Source organism: Actinomadura coerulea (assembly GCF_014208105.1).
GTDB lineage: Bacteria > Actinomycetota > Actinomycetes > Streptosporangiales > Streptosporangiaceae > Spirillospora > Spirillospora coerulea.
Genome location: NZ_JACHMQ010000001.1, coordinates 6870820 through 6886838, shown reverse-complemented (window position 1 = coordinate 6886838; position 16019 = coordinate 6870820). Strand labels below are relative to the sequence as shown.

The window sequence follows — 16019 nt, the reverse complement described above, 5'->3', positions numbered from 1 at the left end:
ATCGGCCATGTGCTGCGGAGGAGATCCTCGCCTCCCGTGCCCCACGACTCGGTGTCATTCATCGTGTCATTCATCGCCTACCTCTCGGGTCCGTAGGGCGTTCAGTGATCGGAGATCACCAGTGAGCACCATGACCGTCGCGTGCACTGCCGATGGCCTGACCGCGGCACGCGCCGAGGTACGGATGCCCGCCCACCGGCGCCCCGGCCACACCATCATCGCGCTGCACGGCGACTTGGACTCCGCCGCGGCGCCGGCGCTGCGCGAGCACCTGATCGGCGTGCTGCGTCCCAGCGGCCGTCTGCTCATACTCGACCTGGGCGAAGTGTCGTCTTGCGACGCGGCCGGGCTCGCCGTCCTGGTCGGCCTCCAGCACCGCGCCGCAGGACTCGGGATCATCGTCCGCCTCGGTGCCGCGAACCGGCAACTCACCGACCTCCTCCACCTCACGGGCCTGGACCGCGTGCTGATGGTCCAGACGGCTTCGCCCGCCCAGGCGGCATCCGCGGACTGAGCGGGCGGGCACGTGGCCCCCTGCGGGACCGAGGTGTTCCGGTGGCCGTGAGGGGCAGGGATCGTGATGTCCGACCAGGAGGAACAGATGAGCGGGCAGCCGCACGACCGGGTCGGCGCGGAGCACCCGGGCCTGGTCGAGGCGATGAACTCGGCGATCGTGGCCGTCAGCGCGTCCGGCAGGGTCACGGCCTGGAATCCCTGGGCCCGGCATCTGCTGGGATACACCTCCGAGGAGGCGCTGGGACGGCCGGTGGAGCGGATCCTGCACCGCGTCACCGAGGACGATCTCCCTCCGAGGCCGGACTGCCGCATTCTGCGGGTACTGCGGACCGGTGTCCCCGACCACGCCGACGGCGACTCGTTCACCCATCGTGACGGGCACGCGGTAACGCTGGCCTGGTCATCCGCCCCGGTCTACGCCGACGAGCCGGGCGCGGAAGAACGCGGAGGCGGCGCGGTGGCCGGAGCGGTCATCGTGCTGCAGGACGCGGCCGAGCGGCTCCGGATCGAGCGGGAGCAGCACGACCGGATGGAGCAGGCGCGGCGGGCCAACTCCCGGCTGGCGCTGGTCGCCGAAATCACCACGGTGCTGTCGTCCACTCTGGACGAGAACGAGGTGCTGCGGCGGCTGGTCCGGTTGTCGGTGCCCGCGCTCGGTGACTGGGCGGAGGTCGACCTTCTCATCCCCGACGGACGCATCGAGCGGGTGGCCGCGACCCACCGCGAACTCTCCCCCGCCGACATCGCTCGCCTGGAGGGGCCGCTACCGCCGCTCCCTCGGTCCCCGCGCGGTCCCCTCGCGCGAGTGCTGCACGACGGCACGACCCTGGTCATCAGCGGCGACGACGCCCGGCCGTACTCCGACGAGCCGCTCACCGCCGCGCAGCACGAGTTCTTCCAGACCATGGACGCCCACAGCGTGATCATCACCCCGCTGGCGGCCCGGGGCGAGACCTACGGCGCGTTGACCGTGGGCTACTCGCGTCCCGGACACGGCTACGGTCCTGACGAACGGCTCGTCGTGGAGGACATCGCGCGCCGCACCGGCCTCGTCCTGTCCAACGCCCGGCTGTACACCACCCAGCGGAACACGGCCGAGGCCATGCAGCGCAGCCTGCTCACCCCTCTGCCCCAACCGGACGACCTGCAACTCCAAGCCCGGTACCTACCCGCCGCCCAGGCCAGTTGGGTGGGCGGCGACTGGTACGACGCCTTCCCCCTCGCGGGCGGCGCCACCGGGCTGGTCATCGGCGACATCATGGGCCATGACCTGCACGCGGCGTCCCGCATGGCGCAGGTCCGCAACATGCTCAGGGCCCTGGCCTGGGATCTCGCCGCGCCCCCGAGCACCGTTCTTGAGCGCCTGGACGCGGTGATGGACGCCGTCAGTGACGCCGAACTCGCCACCGCCGTGTTCGCCCGCGTCGAGAAGACCGCCGCCGGATCCTGGCACCTGCGCTGGTGCAATGCGGGCCACCCCCCGCCGCTCCTGATCACCTATGACGGCACCACGACGTTCCTCGAAGAGCACGGAATGCTGCTCGGAAACCCCGGCCTCACCGGGGGTCGCCCCGACGGCATTTGTGAACTGCCGGCCCTGTCCACCCTCCTGCTCTACACCGACGGCCTCATCGAGACCCGCGGCACCGACCTGACCGACAGCCTCACCGGACTTCGTCGCCACAGCGCCCACCTGGCCCGGCTCCCCGTGGCCGCCCTGTGCGACCAACTGCTGAAGCGCATGGAGCTCAGCGGCGAGGACGACGTCGCCCTCCTCGCCCTCCGCGTCCCCGCATGAAGGCGCAGACCGGCGACCCGGCGGTCCGGTCCGCGCCCCCGCTCACAGGGGCTCGCTGATCCAGCGCCAACCGCCGTCGACACGCCGCGCACTGATCAGCTGCGCGCTACCGGAGTCCGCGACCTCGGCGATCATGCGGACCAGCCGCCGGTGGAAGTCCGCGGGCGGACGGGCGTCGCCCGACGCCCCCTCCAAGAGGGACACGCTGACCTTCGCCTCGTCGCGCAGCTGCACGGTCAACCGGCCGGTCCTGTCCAGACGCAGGACCACGATCGCATCAGCACGGATCAAGTCGCCTTCAGCGGCTGAAATCCATACCTCCGGTGCATTACCGCTCATGAGCGCCACCTTCCATGAGTCCGGGAGCCCGCCTCACCCCTGAACCTAGCCCGGACTCCGCCCCGGGCCCCTCGGCGCGCCGATGAAGAAGGATCTGCCGCGCCTGACAGGAACGCCGCTCCCGCAGGTATCCAGGGGACGCTCGAGGGCCACCGCGCGGTCGAGACGGAGTACATGACCGTTCAGCCCGGCGACGGTCGAGCCCATCCGGCGACTCTCGCCGTCCATGACCACTCCCGGATACCTGGAGTCATCTATCCGGCGATGGGGACTTAGACAGCTGTGGGAGAACCAACCGGACCGGAGGACGCCGTGGAGCGCGGCGAAGGCTTCGGAGAGCGGCTGCTGGGCCAGTTGCTGGACCGGGCGCACGAGATGCCGCCCCAGCTCATCGCTCCGCTGGTGGCCGAGGAGGTGCGCGCGATCGGCGGCCGGGACGTCGCGATCCTCTTGCAGGACTACGCCCAGATCTCACTGGCACCGCTCCCAGGCCGCGGCCTCACCGAGGGTGAAGCACTGCCGCTGGAGGGGTCCCTGGCCGGGCGCGCGTTCCTGTCGGAGAGCATCGTCGAGCACCCGCAGACCGACGGTGTGCGCATGTTCCTGCCGCTTCTGGACGGCAGCGACGAGATCGGCGTGATGGCCCTGACCCTCGACAAGGTCGACGATGACGATCGCCGGCTGCTGCGACGGCTCGCGGGGCTGGTCGCCGACATGCTGGTGACCAAGAGCAGCTACACCGACCAGTTCTTCCGGGCCCGGCGACGCCGGCCGATGAGCGTGTCCGCGGAGATCCAGTGGTCGCTGCTGCCCCCGCTCACCATGACGACGCCGCAGGTCGCCGTAGCCGGGATCCTGGAGCCCGCCTACGACGTCGCCGGCGACAGCCTCGACTACGCCCTCAACGACGACGTCCTGCACCTGGCCATGATCGACGCGATGGGCCACGGGCTGAACGCCGCCGTGCTGGCCACCGTCGCGGTGGGCGCCTACCGGCACGCCAGACGCGCCGAAGCCGGTCTCGCCGAGCTGTACACGTTCATGGACACCGCCATCGACCAGCAGTTCGGCCCCGACCACTTCGTCACCGCGCAGATGATGCGGCTCAACATCGCGACCGGCCGGCTGGAGTGGGTCAACGCCGGCCATCCGGCGCCGATGCTGATCCGTGATCACAAAGTCATCGGGGCGCTGGAGGGCCCCGGCACGCTGCCCGTCGGCGTCGGCGGCTCGACACCCCGGATCAACCGGGAACAGCTCCGCCGGGGCGACCGGGTCCTGGCCTACACCGACGGCCTCATCGAAGAGCACACGGCCGGCGGAGAGCTGTTCGGCGAGGAGCGCCTGATCACCACCATCGAACGCGTCGGCCCCGTCAGCGCCACCGTGCAACAGATGGTGCGGACACTCTCCCACGCGCTCATGCGGGAAAGAGGCGGGATCACCAGCGACGACGCCAGCCTCTTCCTCATCGAATGGCGCGGCGGCAGCGCCGATCACCTCACCAGACCGCTCTTGTGACGGAAAGCGCCGGTCATGGTCAGCGTTCAGATGTGCAGACGCTGGAGGGAAGCTCAAGGTGCCGTCAGAAGGCCTCACGATGACGCGGTCGTAGAGCCATGTCATTTGCTCGGCTGGGGAACCTTGCAGTTGGCGGTGGGGTTGAGACCGATGTAGTTGAGCGGACCAGTGGCCAAGGTGATTCCGATCGTGGCGACTCTGGCGCAGCTGCCGTCGAACTGGGCGTAGTAGTGGCGCTGTCCCGCGGCGAGCGCTCCTACGACCAACCAGGCGACGAGCATCCACCGTCCGGGCCTCATCGCTACCTCCGGTGACCGCTTCGCTGACCCTGGGGTACGACAGTAACGACAAGATCGTCCATAGTTAAGCAAGTCGGGCCGGGTGTGTCATGAAGCAGGTGCCGCTGGTTCCAGATCAACATGCGGTCGAGCAGCGCAGGAGTCGGTCGAGCTTGAGGTCGGTGAGGCAACGGCCGCTTCAGGATGTGGCAGAGCCCGCGACCGGGCTCAGAAGCGGGTCGGGGTTGGTGGCGACGAAGTCGCGGGCGGCTTGGCAGAAGGCGCGGACGCGGTTGGTCTCCGCGGACGTGCGCCAGGTCAGCCGCCATTCGAATGGAAGGCCGTCGCGTATGGGTACGTAGGCGACGTCCGGGCGCCCGTCGTACAGGCTCGCGTGCGCGGGGACCGGAAAGATGCCGCGGCCGGCGCCGACCAGGGCGAGTAGTTCCTGGATGGTCCCGAACTCCATGCCCCGCTCGATGGGCTTGCCCGTGGGGGTGGTGGTCGGGGTGGTGAGGGCGTCCAGTTCGGCGGGGACGCCGCGTGGGCGCAGGACCTTGTCGCGAGAGAGGTCCTCGATGGAGACCGAGGAACGGCGGGCAAAGGGATGCCTGGCCGAGACGGCCAGCATCGGCGGCTCGTGGAAGAGGATCGGGCCTTCGCTGAGGTCGGGCCCCGCAGCCCGGGCCGCTGTGAGCAGGAGGTCGACGGCGTCGCCGAGCAGCGGGGCGAAGCCGTCGGTGTACCGGGTCTCCTCGATCTGCACCTGGCAGGCCGGGTGCCGGGCGTGGAAGGACTCGACGACGTGGAGGACGAACTGGGCGGTGGCGGTGCCGATGAAGCCGACGCGCAGGAGCCCGTCGATGCCCCGGCCGGCGGCGACCGCTCGTTCGATGCCGTCGAGGATCTGCTGATAGGCGGGCCGTAGGTCGTCGTAGAGCCGCCGGCCGATCGGGGTCAGCGCGACCCGGCGGCTGGTCCGGTCGAACAGCGCGGCACCGACCGCCCGCTCCAGCTTCTTGACCGTCTTGCTGACCATCGCGACCGAGACCCGCAGCCGCTCGGCGCTCCGGCCGAAGTGCAGCTCCTCGCCGACCGTCAGGAAGATCTCGATCTCGCGCTGCTCCACCATGCCCCCCAGCCGTCAACCCCCAGGTTAACGATCCTTGCATGATCGGCTGTTGTTGACGATCCCCGCGCACCCGATGGTTGTGGTGTGGCCAGAACGGCACGGCCACCGCTTCGGAAACTGAGGAGAGTCCTATGGCTTCCCGTGATCTGACCCTTGTCCTGGGCGGGACCGGCAAGACCGGCCGACGCGTCGTCCAGCGGCTGACCGGACGCGGCCTGCGGGTCCGGATCGGCTCGCGATCCGGCGGGGTGCCCTTCGACTGGGCGGACCGTGCGACGTGGGCGCCCGCGCTCGACGGTGTGCACGCGGTATACGTCGCCTACTATCCGGACCTGGCCGCCCCCGGTGCGCCGGAGACGATCGGCGCGTTCGCCGAGCTCGCGGTGGAGTCGGGCGCGCGGCGTCTGGTGCTGCTGTCGGGGCGCGGCGAGGACGAGGCGCTCGCCTGCGAACGGGCGCTCGCCGCTTCGGGCGCCGACTGGACGGTGTTGCGCGCCAGCTGGTTCGCCCAGAACTTCAGCGAGAGCTACCTCCTCGACCCGGTGGTAAGCGGCGAGGTGGTGCTGCCGGCGGGTGAGGTGCGCGAACCGTTCGTCGACGCCGACGACATCGCCGACGTCGCCGCGTCGGTCCTCACCGAGGACGGGCACAGCGGCCGTACATACGAACTGACCGGACCGCGGCTGCTCACCTTCGCAGAAGCCGTCGCCGCCATCAGCCAAGCGGCCGGCCGCGACATCGCCTACGTGCCCGTCCCCGTCGACACCTACGCTCGCGCGCTGGCGGCCGAAGGCGTCCCGGACGAGGTCACTGGCCTGCTGACCTACCTGTTCACCACTGTCCTGGACGGCCGGAACGCTCACCTGGGCAACGGTGTCCAGCAGGTCCTGGGTCGCCCGGCCCGCGACTTCTCCGACTACGCCAGCGACACCGCCGCCACCGGCATCTGGACCTCGAAGGACGCGATATGAAGATCCTGCAGACCGCGACCATGCTGGCCGCCCTCATCTCCACCGGGCTCATGGCCGGGCTGTTCGCCGGCTTCGCCTACGCCGTCATGCCCGGCCTGAACCGATCCTCCGACCGAACGCTCATCGAGGCCATGCAGGGCATCAACAAGGCGATCCTCAACCCCGCTTTCATGCTGCCGTTCATGGGGTCCATCCCCCTGATCGCGCTGGCGGTGTTCCTGGCCTGGCGCGGCCACGGCCGGCCGGCCATGCCCTGGCTCATCGCCGCGCTCGCGCTCTATCTGATCGCCTTCATGGTCACCAGCGGCGTCAACGTCCCCCTCAACGACCAGCTCGCCAAGGCCGGCGACCCCCAGCACATCAACCACCTGGCCACCGTGCGCGACCAATTCGAGAACAAGTGGGTCATCGGGAACATCGTCCGAGCGCTCCTGCACACCGCGGCGTTCGCCTGCCTGGCCTGGGCCCTGGTCGTGTACGGCGCACACCGCCTCGACGAGGGCCGCGGCACGAACGTGTCAGCGGTGCCTTCGACGCACAACAACGCTGCGGCAACCATCCCTGCCGCCCACCACCACCCGTGACCAGGGCAAGCACGAGGATGCTCCGGTTCGTCCGCTGCCAGGTTCGTCCTGTCCGGAACGCGAGGACCACCTTCGGACCCGGATCGCGCACCGATTAGGTTTCCGCGCCGCGCCCGTCTGTACGTGTGAGATCGACTCACAGGAGGCTGACACGATGCGGAAACTGGTCTACGGCATGAACCTGAGCCTGGACGGCTACATCGCCGCGCCCGGCGACGACCTCGGCTGGAGCGCGCCGAGCGACGAGCTGTTCCAGTGGTGGTCCGACCGGGTGGGGGCGACCGGCCTGACGCTGTACGGGCGCAGGCTGTGGGAGACGATGAGCGCCGACTGGCCGACCGCCGACCAGCAGCCCGGCGCCACACCGGCGCATATCGAGTTCGCCCGCCGCTGGCGGGACATGCCGAAGGTGGTGTTCTCCTCCACGATCAGCACGGTCGACTGGAACGCCCGCCTGGTCACCGGCGACGCGATCACGGAGATCACCCGGCTCAAGGCCGAGGACGGCGGCCCGATGGACATCTGCGGCGCCGCACTCGCCGCGTCGGCGATGAAGGCCGGGCTGATCGACGAGTACGCGATCGTCACCCACCCGGTCCTGGTGGGCGGCGGCACGCCGTTCTTCACCGCGCTGGACAGCTGGGTGAACCTGACCCTGGTCGAGACGCGGACATTTCCCGGCGACGTGGTGCTGACCCGATACGAGACGAGGCGATGAGCACGTGACGGCGTTCTAGGGATGAAGACGCCCCGCCGACAACGTCGGCGGGGCGTTGGTGGTCAGCTGGCCGGGGGGGCCTCATTCCGCGGTGACGCCGGCCCGCGCGCTGGACTCGTCGACGGTGGGGACGTGTCTGATCACAGCGTCGCGGGCAGGCTCAGCCATGGTTTGTCGGTGGCGTCGAATCCGGTGAGCTCGGCGATCTTCCCATCGACGATGTACAGGACCGCGATGTTCAGCAAGCGGTACTCCGGATCGTCGGGGGTGCGGAGGTACAGCACGGCGGCAGGCATGCGGTTGACCGTCGTGGGGATGCAGCGCCAGTCGTCGTGGCCGGGCTGGAAGAGCCCGCCGGCGACCCAGCCGTCCACCGCGTCCTTGGCCGTGACGGTCAAGGTGCCCTGCTCGGGCAGCATCGCGAAGCGCAGGTCGTCGCGCAGCAAGGCCATCAGCCCGTCGAGGTCGTTGCGCTCATGGGCGTCGATATACGACTTCACCACGCCGCGCTCGTCATCCGACAGCTCGTGCGTGGCGGGGCTCCGCCAGTCGAGGCGGCGGTCGGGCAGCTGCTCGCGCATCGTCACGCGCGCCCGCTGCAGGGCGCTGGTCACCGATGCGACGGTCAGTTCGAGGGCGCCCGCGGCCTTCGACGCCGGCCAGCCGAGGACATCGCGCAGGATGAACACCGCTCGCTGCCGCGGCGGCAGGTGCTGGACGGCGACGATGAACGCCAGCTCGATCGTCTCCCGCGCCACCACCGATTCCTGCGGGTCCTCCGGGAGCATCCGGTCCGGGTAGGGCTGAAGGTAGAGCAATTCCGAGCCCGCGTCCGGCAGCTCGGCAGGCACGGGTGTTCGGTCGTTGCGCTTCTCCAGGAAGTCGAGGCAGGTGTTCGTCGCGATCCGGTACAGCCAGGTCCGCAGCGCGGCGTCGCCTTTGAACGACTCCCGCTTGTTCCACGCCCGCAGGAACGTCTCCTGCGTCATGTCCTGGGCGTCCTCGTAGTTCGCGAGCATCCGGTAGCAGTGCACCTGCAGCTCACGCCGGTAGCGCTCCGTGATGTGGGCGAACTGTGCCGTGTCATCGGAGCGGGCCGCCGCGATGAACGCGGCCTTGTCGGCGCCCAGCGGTCTGGCGTCGGTCATGGTCGTCAATCCTTCCGCGGGTGGCGAGGGGCTACCAGAACTGACGACATGGCAGAGGATTTCTGATCGGTGAAGCAGCTGACACCAGGCCGTTCATCATGCCGGATGGGCGAGGGTCGATCCAGGGACCGGCTCCCGAGACGCCCGGCCGTCTCAGCCGCAGCCGAACCGACGGATGGAGGATCCGGGGCCCGCAGGGAAGCAGCGGCGGCACCGGGCTCACGCTGGGCAGGGCAAGGCCGGGCCGCTCGAAGTGGGGCGGCGGAAGGTGCACAATGCTCTGCACGGCCATCTCGTTCCGGCCGGCTGGTACTCATCTTTCCCGTGAGTGTGAACATGGACGCTGAGAAGCAAGGGGCCCCCGTTCAGCCTGGCCGGCTCGCGAACCTCCGGTTCAGGCTCCGCGACGGGCAGGACCGCCCGCCGACCTCGGTGTTCGTCGTCGGCACGCTGTTCTCGGGCTCGACCCTGCTCGGGCGCGACATGACCACTCGGATCCGGGGCGCTCACTACGTCGGCGAGCTGAACAACTTCACGCAGATGCCCGAGTACAGCCACAAGGACGCCGGTCGAGAGTGCGGGCCCTGCTCACTGCTCGGCAAGGAGTGCCGGCACTTCACGAACGCGCTCCGGGAGCAGGTGTCGTACGACGACATCCTCGGCATGCACCGGCGCTTCGCCCGGTCACTGGGCGTTTCGGTGGTCGTCGACGGAAGCAAGTACGTCGCCTGGCTCCGGCAGGCCATCGAGCAGCAGTTCGCCGATCCGGCGAACCGGGCACCGGTGAACGTGATCGTCACGGCGCGGAACCCGATCGCCTTCGCGATCAGCTACCGGAACCGGACGGGAGAGCCGCTGTGGCGGGGCGCGGGCCTCTGGCGGGACACGTACGTGGACGCCCTCCGCACCGCCAACACCTACGGTCTGCCGCACATCGTCGTCCGCTACGAGGACTACATGGCGCGGCCGGAACAGTCGCTGGAGCGGCTGGCCGGCTTCCTGCACCTTCCCCTGGACTCGGAGCCCGACAACACGAGGATCCACGACACCGGCGGCAATTGGAGCTCCTTCGTCCCGTACGTGGGGAAGGACCAGCTTGAGGAGTACATCCGGCGGCTCGACGGTCCCGGGCGTGCGGAGGCGGAGGACTTCGTGAGGCATGCCCGGGCGTACTGGAACGACGAGAGGCCCCGGGAGGACACCCGCTGGCGAGGCAGCTTGGAGACCGGTGAGGTCAACGCGGTACTCAGCACTCCGGGGCTGACCGACTTGGCGAGCGTCCTCGGCTACAACGTCGCGGAGGTCGTCCACGCGGCCGTCCGGGGCGCGCCGACGAAGCCCTGCTAACCCCCGCCCGCCGCCGAGCAGTGACGCTCGCCGTATAGGCGGACGTCGCGCCGCCGCGACGGGCCGTGGAGGGACGGGTGGTCAGCCGCGGGCGTCCTGCCGGCTGATCGATTCCTTCGTCGACTTTCAACCGTCGTGGACCCGCTCGACAACGCGCCGGTTAGCGGCGTCGAACTCGGTCAGCGCAGTCGCCGAGTCGGCGCCGTCCGGCTCGACCGCGGCCCAGGGCACCGATCACTCCATTTCGTCGCCCTGCCCAAATCAGCGCCAGGTCAACGGCGCCCACCATCGTGCTCATCTTCGATCGGCTCGCCGTTTTCCGCCCAGCGACGCTTCGTGAGCAGATTGCCCCTGTCATCGAAGTGCTGTTCCTGGGCGAGCCGACCGTTCGGGTGCCAGCGGCGCCATGGGCCAACGGGCCTGTTCCCCCGCATCAGCCCCTCGGCCAACAACGCACCATCGGGATACCACTCGCGGGATAGCCCGTCCTCAAGGCCGTCCACGTAGCTCGTGAGGGCGATGACGGTACCGTTTGGATGGGTTTCGACAGCCTCTCCCGTATAAAGTGCTCCCTGGTAGGTGATTCGCCTGGCCGAGTCCATGTCGACATCTTCATCGTCTATATCAATACGCATTTCATCCACCTAATCCCTAATAAAGTCCGAATCCTGCGGGGGATACTTAGGGAAACGCCCGGCCATGCTTTTGACATCAAGGAGCATGTAGTGGCAGTTCGCACAGAAGGGTGCAGGCTTTCCTCCGCCAATGAACGGGAAGTAGGTGTACATCAGCATATCCCCCAAGGCGGCTTCACTGTCATCCTCGCCCGCGCGATGCCGGGCCCAGAGCATCTCATTGGCCACCTTGACCTCCGCATGTCCCAACGGATTGTCCACGTGAGGAGTTTCGAGGGTCAGGCCACCGTCTTGGTCGGGGTACGGGCCTCGTTCCTTCATCTCGGAGAGTCTCGTTTTTAGCACTGGATGCAGATCTCCATCTTTGATGACGTCATCCGGACGTCCGTTTATGCCCTCGTACACTCTGCCAGTAAGGCGGTCGACCCCAACTCCAATACAGTTGCCTGCAGCCTTGCGAGAAAACCTCCCCTCGAGTTTAGCGACCTGGTACCCTTCAACTCGTTCCTCGGTTATCGCTTCGAGCCAGGAATTAACTGGCCTTCCTTCGACCTCAACGATCAGTCCATCGACCATTTCTGGCTTGCCTGGCAAAAGTTCGTAGAGCAATTTTGTTCCCGGGCCGATGTCCGGAACTGCTTCCGAGCCGGAGGGAAGCGGCTGGTCGCGGTTGCCGACCGGGTCGCCGTTGTCGGCGGTCGCGCCAGGTGGCACCTCGGGCGCTGGAGGCAGTGCTTCCGGGCCGCGCCCATCCTCTGGCGGGTTCTCGCTCTGCGGTGGGGCGTCCCTGTCTCCGCGTTCGCCAGAGGCTTCTGGTCCGGTGCCGTTAAGGGGCTGGGCCTCTTGGTCTTTGGCCCGTACTTGTTCCGCGTATTCGAGCAAAGCTTCGCGGGACCGGGCGAGGTCTTCCAGGCGGGAGGGCGGCTTAGGCGCAGCGGTATTGTCGGTGGGAAGGGAGTTCTGCTGCCCGGCTGGTTCGGGGCCGTCGGTCTTGTCAGTGGTGGTGCCGGCGTTGTCCTGGGCACGCGGATCCTCGGCGGTGCGGTCGCCCTGGCCTCCCGCCTCCCCGTTCTCGGACTGGCCGGTCTTGGATCCGCGGTCGTCGTTGCCCTGCTCAACCTTGTCCTCGCGCGGGTTTTCGATCGTGGCCGGGCTAGGCTTCTCCGCTTCCGGGTTACCGGTACCGGTCTTGCCGGTCTCGGAGTCATTGGTGGAGCCCGACTTGGCTTCGGCCGGTGGGTCACCAGGGGCCCTCTGCTTGTCGCCGGCTGGGATGGTGGAGGAGGACTCGGGGGCGGACCCGTTGGTCTGAGGATCGCGGTCACCGGACTGCACGTTGCCGGTCTCGGGGCGGCCGGGAAACTTCCAGCCTGCTGCGGCGAGGCTGTCCAGGCGGGGCGTCTTCCCATTCGCTCCCGGACGGTCACCTGACGACTTGTCCCTGGTGTCCGGCGGGACGGGCTTGTCGGGGGTTTCGGGGCCTTCACCCGGCCCCCCGAGGTGATCCACGCCCACGCTTCACGATCCTTCCATCGGGCAAGGCGAACCGGCCGACCGGACGGCTCGCCGGGCGTGTCCGCGACGCGCGGGGGCCACCGCCGGATCACACCGCGCCCTATGCAATCGCGCACGTGCGAACTTTGCACGTGCGCAATGGCTTGGCCGAGGCATCCGCATGCGTCTCACGCTGGATCGCCCCTCCAAGGCCGCGATCCCGTTCTCATTGCAATGACAGACAGGACGAACAACGGTGAAGGCGATAGTTTTCAAGAGATATGTCGATGCTTCATCCGCCAGGGCTGTGCGGCGAGGCCTGGAGGAGCCCGTCGAGTGTTGCGCCGCCGCCAGGAGCCGCCTTCCGCCGGACCAGCGCTATGCCGCGGCAGGTGTCACCGCCCCAACCGTCCTCGCACACCTCGAGGTAGATGATCGGTCAGGCCGTGTGCACCGAGCCGGACGTCGGCCCCGCGTGCGCGGGAATGGTCCTCTTGCGCATCGGCCTCAACGGGCGCGCGTCCTGCGTCCAGCTGGCCGGGGCTGGTCGTGCGGCCGTACTTGTTCAGAGCCCGAAATGGTCGGCCAGCGTCTGACCGGGCCCGCGCGGGCGACTTCCCGCAAGTCAGCGCCGCCGAGCCGGAGCACGGCAACAGCTCGGCAACCTAGGGTGCCTCAGTCCCGCACCTCGGCTGGGGGCATCATGGGAGTCAGGCTTTGGTGCGTTGCTGCTTGAGGCGGAGTTCCTCTTCGCGGACTTTGGTTCGGATGGCTTGCTCGCGTTCCAGCCAGTCGGGGTTTTCGGCCTTCAGGTTCTCGATCTCGGCTGTGGTGAGGGGGCCCGTGATGCCGGCGCGGGCCAGACCTGAGGCGGAGACACGGAGCTTGGCGGCGACGACCTGGCGGGGGTGGGGGCCCCCGCGGCGAAGGTCGGCGAGCCAAGAGGGCGGGTCAGCCTGGAGCGCGTTCAATTCGTCCCGGGAGACAGGGCCTTCCTGGAACTCGGCGGGCGCTGCCGACAGCAGGATCCCCAGCTTCTTGGCCGCGGTCGCGGACTTCATGGTCTGCGGGGTCTTTGCCCTTGACGTGCTCATAACCCAAGGGTAGCCAGCGGAAGGGGCCTGCCTGGACGTGACTAGGCTGTGGGAGTGACCGAAGCTGAGTTCCGGCTGGCCTACGTGCCGGGGGTGACGCCCGGGAAGTGGGCTGGGGTGTGGGCCGAGCGAGTGCGGGATGTGCCGCTTCGGCTGATGCAGCTCCCCGCCGCCGATGTCGTCCCCCTGCTGCGGAAGGGTGATGTGGACGCGGCGTTCGTACGCCTGCCCGTCGACCGCGAGGCCCTCCATGTGATCCCGCTGTACCTGGAGACAACCGTCGTGGTGGTGCCCAAGGATCACGCGGTGGCCGCGGCGGAGGAGGTGGAGCTTGCCGATCTCGCCGACGAGGACGTGTTCGAGCCGCTCGACGAGGTCTTGACCTGGGACGACCGCCCCGGGCAGCCTGCCTTCACCCGTCCCGAGAACACCGCTGGTGCGATCGAGTTGGTGGCGTCGGGGGCCGGCGCCCTGCTGCTTCCGCAGTCTCTGGCCCGCCTCCACCACCGCAGAGACCTCACCTACCGCACCGTGACCGACGCTCCCCAATCCCAGATCGGCCTGGCCTGGCTTGAGGCCGTGACGACCGACCTCATGGAGGAACTGATCGGCATCGTCCGCGGCCGCACCCCCAACAGCTCCCGCGGCCGCAACGCCCAACAACAGCCCGCCCGCAAGAAGCCGCCGCGCGAACGCTCCACCCCTAAGCAACGCTCCTCCCCTAAGCGCAGCCACCAAAAGCGCCGCCGGACGTGAAAACCGACGCAAGGGCGGGGCGCGTCGGCGCCCGAACGTAAGATCAGTTCTGGGGGAGCGGGGGGAGGTCGACGTGGGTGACCGTGTAGCCGCCTCTGGTCACCGGCGCGAACGGCGCGGGCGCCATGCTGGTCCCGACCGGGGTTTCGTCGTTCCAGTTCCCCTTGGCGTCCTTGGACAGGTTCGTGAACTCCCAGGAGTAGCCGAGCCGGTCACGGGAACGGCCGGGCTTGTCCTTGCCGCCGTCGTACACGCTGAACCCGAGCCGCCTGCCGGTCCATGGCGGTCCGCCCGGGCTGACCCATGTGATGATCGCCGTCACGGTCGCGTATCCCGGGGCGGTCACCATGGAGTCGACGGTGCCCTTGGCCGTGTAGGTGACCTTCTCGCCCTGCACGTTGGTCGAGTGCGAGACCGTCACGGTGCCGGTGGCGTCGTTGGGAGAGCCGGGCAGGCCCGGCCCGCCGCCCTGGCCGGGGAGGGGACGGCTGTAGGGCGCGGCGTCGGCGTGGATGGTGAAGGAACGGATGTCGTCGTCGTGGTGGTAGGTGCGGCGAATCTCCGCCGAGCCGGTCACGTGAGCGGTCTTCGCCTTGTGCCGCACGGGTGAGCTGGTGGCGGCGGTGGAGCCCGCTGCCGTGGCGGTGATGGCGGCGGTGCCGGCGGCCGCGGTCACCAGTGTCAGCACGATGATCTTCTTGGGGTTCACGGGACTGTTCCGATCTTGTTGAGGCTTCAGGACGCCGTGGCGCGACGGCGCAGGTGGTAGTGGACGGTGACAGCGGAGAGCAGGGGACCCCAGAGCAGGAGAGGCAGGTAGAGGATGTTGATCAGCCAGGGCGCCCAGGCGGTGCCGTCGATGTGGGCGTGGAGGCTGGTGTAGACCAGCAGGCCTCCGTAGACGGTCGTGGCCACCGAGCCGAGTGCGGCGGACGCGGTCACGGCAAGAACAGGGATCCGCTTGCCGTGCAGGAATGGGACCCACCGCGGCCAGGTCTCGCCCCAGGGCTGGATCAGCCCGAGTGCCAGGAAACCGAACAGCTCGGACAACGCGGCGAGCGCGATGAGGTACAGCGAGCCCCAGCCGGGTGTGTGCAACTGCCTCAGCTCCGCATCGGCGAGCCCGAAGCTGATCCCCGCGGCGAGGCCGAGCCGCCACAGCCCTGACGGCACGTTCACCAGAGCGATCACGTGCGCGGCCCGCTCGGCCCACAGGGGCACCCCCGGGACGGTGTTCCACGGCGACGCATGGTTTCCGGGCCGCGAGGCGCCTCCTGTCGGGCGAGGCAAAAGCGTGGTCATCACAGCCTCCTGGAGTAAGAGCCGATCACGGCCCGTCGGGCTTGGTGATCTCTGCCGGGCACAAACATGCCGTTCCGCCCCTGGTGGCCGCCTCCCCCGCCGGAGTGGATCACCTCTGCCCCGTTCCCTCCTATGGGGGAGGTCGGCGCCCCAGCCGACTTTGTGCTGGCCACCGTCCTGCCGCAGGGCATTTCCAGCGCCCCGTCGATTGGCGATTCCAGCGCGCGGCCGGTTGGGCAGGCCCCGGCTCGCCAGATCTGCGAACGGGCGCGTTCGGATTGTCAGAGCCGGACGGCAGGCTGAATGTCCCGGCCCATGGTGGCCAGAGGTACTGCTGGCTTGCGTCCGCTCCCCCATGTCAGCCAGCGGGTGAACGTCCCGCCCGG

General features: G+C 68.8%; 16 protein-coding genes. 8 read left to right on the top strand and 8 right to left on the bottom strand.

Annotated features, from left to right (window positions below; all coding sequences use genetic code 11):
• The first annotated feature begins 130 nt into the window (after positions 1 to 130).
• Positions 131 to 514, top strand: coding sequence for an STAS domain-containing protein (locus tag BKA00_RS31955; protein WP_230298829.1), 384 nt, complete (start codon positions 131 to 133; stop codon positions 512 to 514).
• Between the two features lie 66 nt (positions 515 to 580).
• Positions 581 to 2314 (top strand): SpoIIE family protein phosphatase, encoded by a 1734-nt coding sequence (locus BKA00_RS31950; RefSeq protein WP_185031389.1) that lies wholly within the window; start codon positions 581 to 583, stop codon positions 2312 to 2314.
• A gap of 42 nt (positions 2315 to 2356) precedes the next feature.
• Here BKA00_RS31950 and BKA00_RS31945 read toward each other — a convergent pair whose 3' ends face one another.
• Positions 2357 to 2653, bottom strand: a complete 297-nt coding sequence (locus BKA00_RS31945) for a hypothetical protein (protein ID WP_185031387.1) — start codon at positions 2651 to 2653, stop codon at positions 2357 to 2359.
• Between the two features lie 312 nt (positions 2654 to 2965).
• Between BKA00_RS31945 and BKA00_RS31940 the strand changes: the two genes are divergently transcribed.
• Entirely contained in the window at positions 2966 to 4174 is a 1209-nt protein-coding gene (locus BKA00_RS31940) for a PP2C family protein-serine/threonine phosphatase (RefSeq protein ID WP_230298824.1), read from the top strand.
• A gap of 477 nt (positions 4175 to 4651) precedes the next feature.
• Here the strand turns inward: BKA00_RS31940 and BKA00_RS31935 are convergent, their stop codons facing one another.
• Positions 4652 to 5584 carry a LysR family transcriptional regulator gene (locus BKA00_RS31935; protein WP_221493379.1) on the bottom strand — a complete coding sequence of 311 codons (933 nt, stop codon included), beginning with the start codon at positions 5582 to 5584 and terminating at the stop codon, positions 4652 to 4654.
• A 131-nt stretch (positions 5585 to 5715) separates the two neighbouring features.
• Here BKA00_RS31935 and BKA00_RS31930 point away from each other — a divergent pair, with 131 nt between their 5' ends.
• From BKA00_RS31930 to BKA00_RS31920, 3 genes are all read left to right on the top strand, one after another.
• Positions 5716 to 6555: an NAD(P)H-binding protein gene (locus BKA00_RS31930; protein ID WP_185031386.1), complete on the top strand. Its 840-nt coding sequence runs from the start codon at positions 5716 to 5718 to the stop codon at positions 6553 to 6555.
• Positions 6552 to 7139 (top strand): anthrone oxygenase family protein, encoded by a 588-nt coding sequence (locus BKA00_RS31925; protein ID WP_185031384.1) that lies wholly within the window; start codon positions 6552 to 6554, stop codon positions 7137 to 7139. The genes BKA00_RS31930 and BKA00_RS31925 overlap by 4 nt, the downstream gene beginning before the upstream one ends.
• A gap of 154 nt (positions 7140 to 7293) precedes the next feature.
• Complete coding sequence (locus BKA00_RS31920) at positions 7294 to 7857, top strand: dihydrofolate reductase family protein (protein WP_185031382.1); 564 nt, start codon at positions 7294 to 7296, stop codon at positions 7855 to 7857.
• A gap of 140 nt (positions 7858 to 7997) precedes the next feature.
• Here the strand turns inward: BKA00_RS31920 and BKA00_RS31915 are convergent, their stop codons facing one another.
• Entirely contained in the window at positions 7998 to 9005 is a 1008-nt protein-coding gene (locus tag BKA00_RS31915; protein WP_185031380.1) for an RNA polymerase subunit sigma-70, read from the bottom strand.
• A 336-nt stretch (positions 9006 to 9341) separates the two neighbouring features.
• Here BKA00_RS31915 and BKA00_RS31910 point away from each other — a divergent pair, with 336 nt between their 5' ends.
• Entirely contained in the window at positions 9342 to 10352 is a 1011-nt protein-coding gene (locus BKA00_RS31910; protein ID WP_185031378.1) for a sulfotransferase family protein, read from the top strand.
• 272 nt (positions 10353 to 10624) lie between these two features.
• Here BKA00_RS31910 and BKA00_RS31905 read toward each other — a convergent pair whose 3' ends face one another.
• The 3 genes from BKA00_RS31905 to BKA00_RS31895 all read right to left on the bottom strand — a co-directional run bounded on the left by BKA00_RS31905 (position 10625) and on the right by BKA00_RS31895 (position 13575).
• Positions 10625 to 10987 carry a toxin-antitoxin system YwqK family antitoxin gene (locus BKA00_RS31905; protein ID WP_185035057.1) on the bottom strand — a complete coding sequence of 121 codons (363 nt, stop codon included), beginning with the start codon at positions 10985 to 10987 and terminating at the stop codon, positions 10625 to 10627.
• Between the two features lie 9 nt (positions 10988 to 10996).
• Positions 10997 to 12502: a YwqJ-related putative deaminase gene (locus BKA00_RS40705; RefSeq protein ID WP_185031376.1), complete on the bottom strand. Its 1506-nt coding sequence runs from the start codon at positions 12500 to 12502 to the stop codon at positions 10997 to 10999.
• Positions 12503 to 13191: 689 nt separating this feature from the next.
• Entirely contained in the window at positions 13192 to 13575 is a 384-nt protein-coding gene (locus tag BKA00_RS31895; RefSeq protein ID WP_185031374.1) for a DUF5997 family protein, read from the bottom strand.
• Positions 13576 to 13629: 54 nt separating this feature from the next.
• Between BKA00_RS31895 and BKA00_RS31890 the strand changes: the two genes are divergently transcribed.
• Positions 13630 to 14331 carry a LysR substrate-binding domain-containing protein gene (locus BKA00_RS31890; RefSeq protein ID WP_230298825.1) on the top strand — a complete coding sequence of 234 codons (702 nt, stop codon included), beginning with the start codon at positions 13630 to 13632 and terminating at the stop codon, positions 14329 to 14331.
• Between the two features lie 43 nt (positions 14332 to 14374).
• Here BKA00_RS31890 and BKA00_RS31885 read toward each other — a convergent pair whose 3' ends face one another.
• Together BKA00_RS31885 and BKA00_RS31880 are read right to left on the bottom strand one after the other, a co-directional pair.
• Positions 14375 to 15040 carry a hypothetical protein gene (locus BKA00_RS31885; protein ID WP_221493377.1) on the bottom strand — a complete coding sequence of 222 codons (666 nt, stop codon included), beginning with the start codon at positions 15038 to 15040 and terminating at the stop codon, positions 14375 to 14377.
• Positions 15041 to 15066: 26 nt separating this feature from the next.
• Entirely contained in the window at positions 15067 to 15552 is a 486-nt protein-coding gene (locus BKA00_RS31880; protein WP_185031372.1) for a hypothetical protein, read from the bottom strand.
• Between the last annotated feature and the right edge of the window lie 467 nt (positions 15553 to 16019).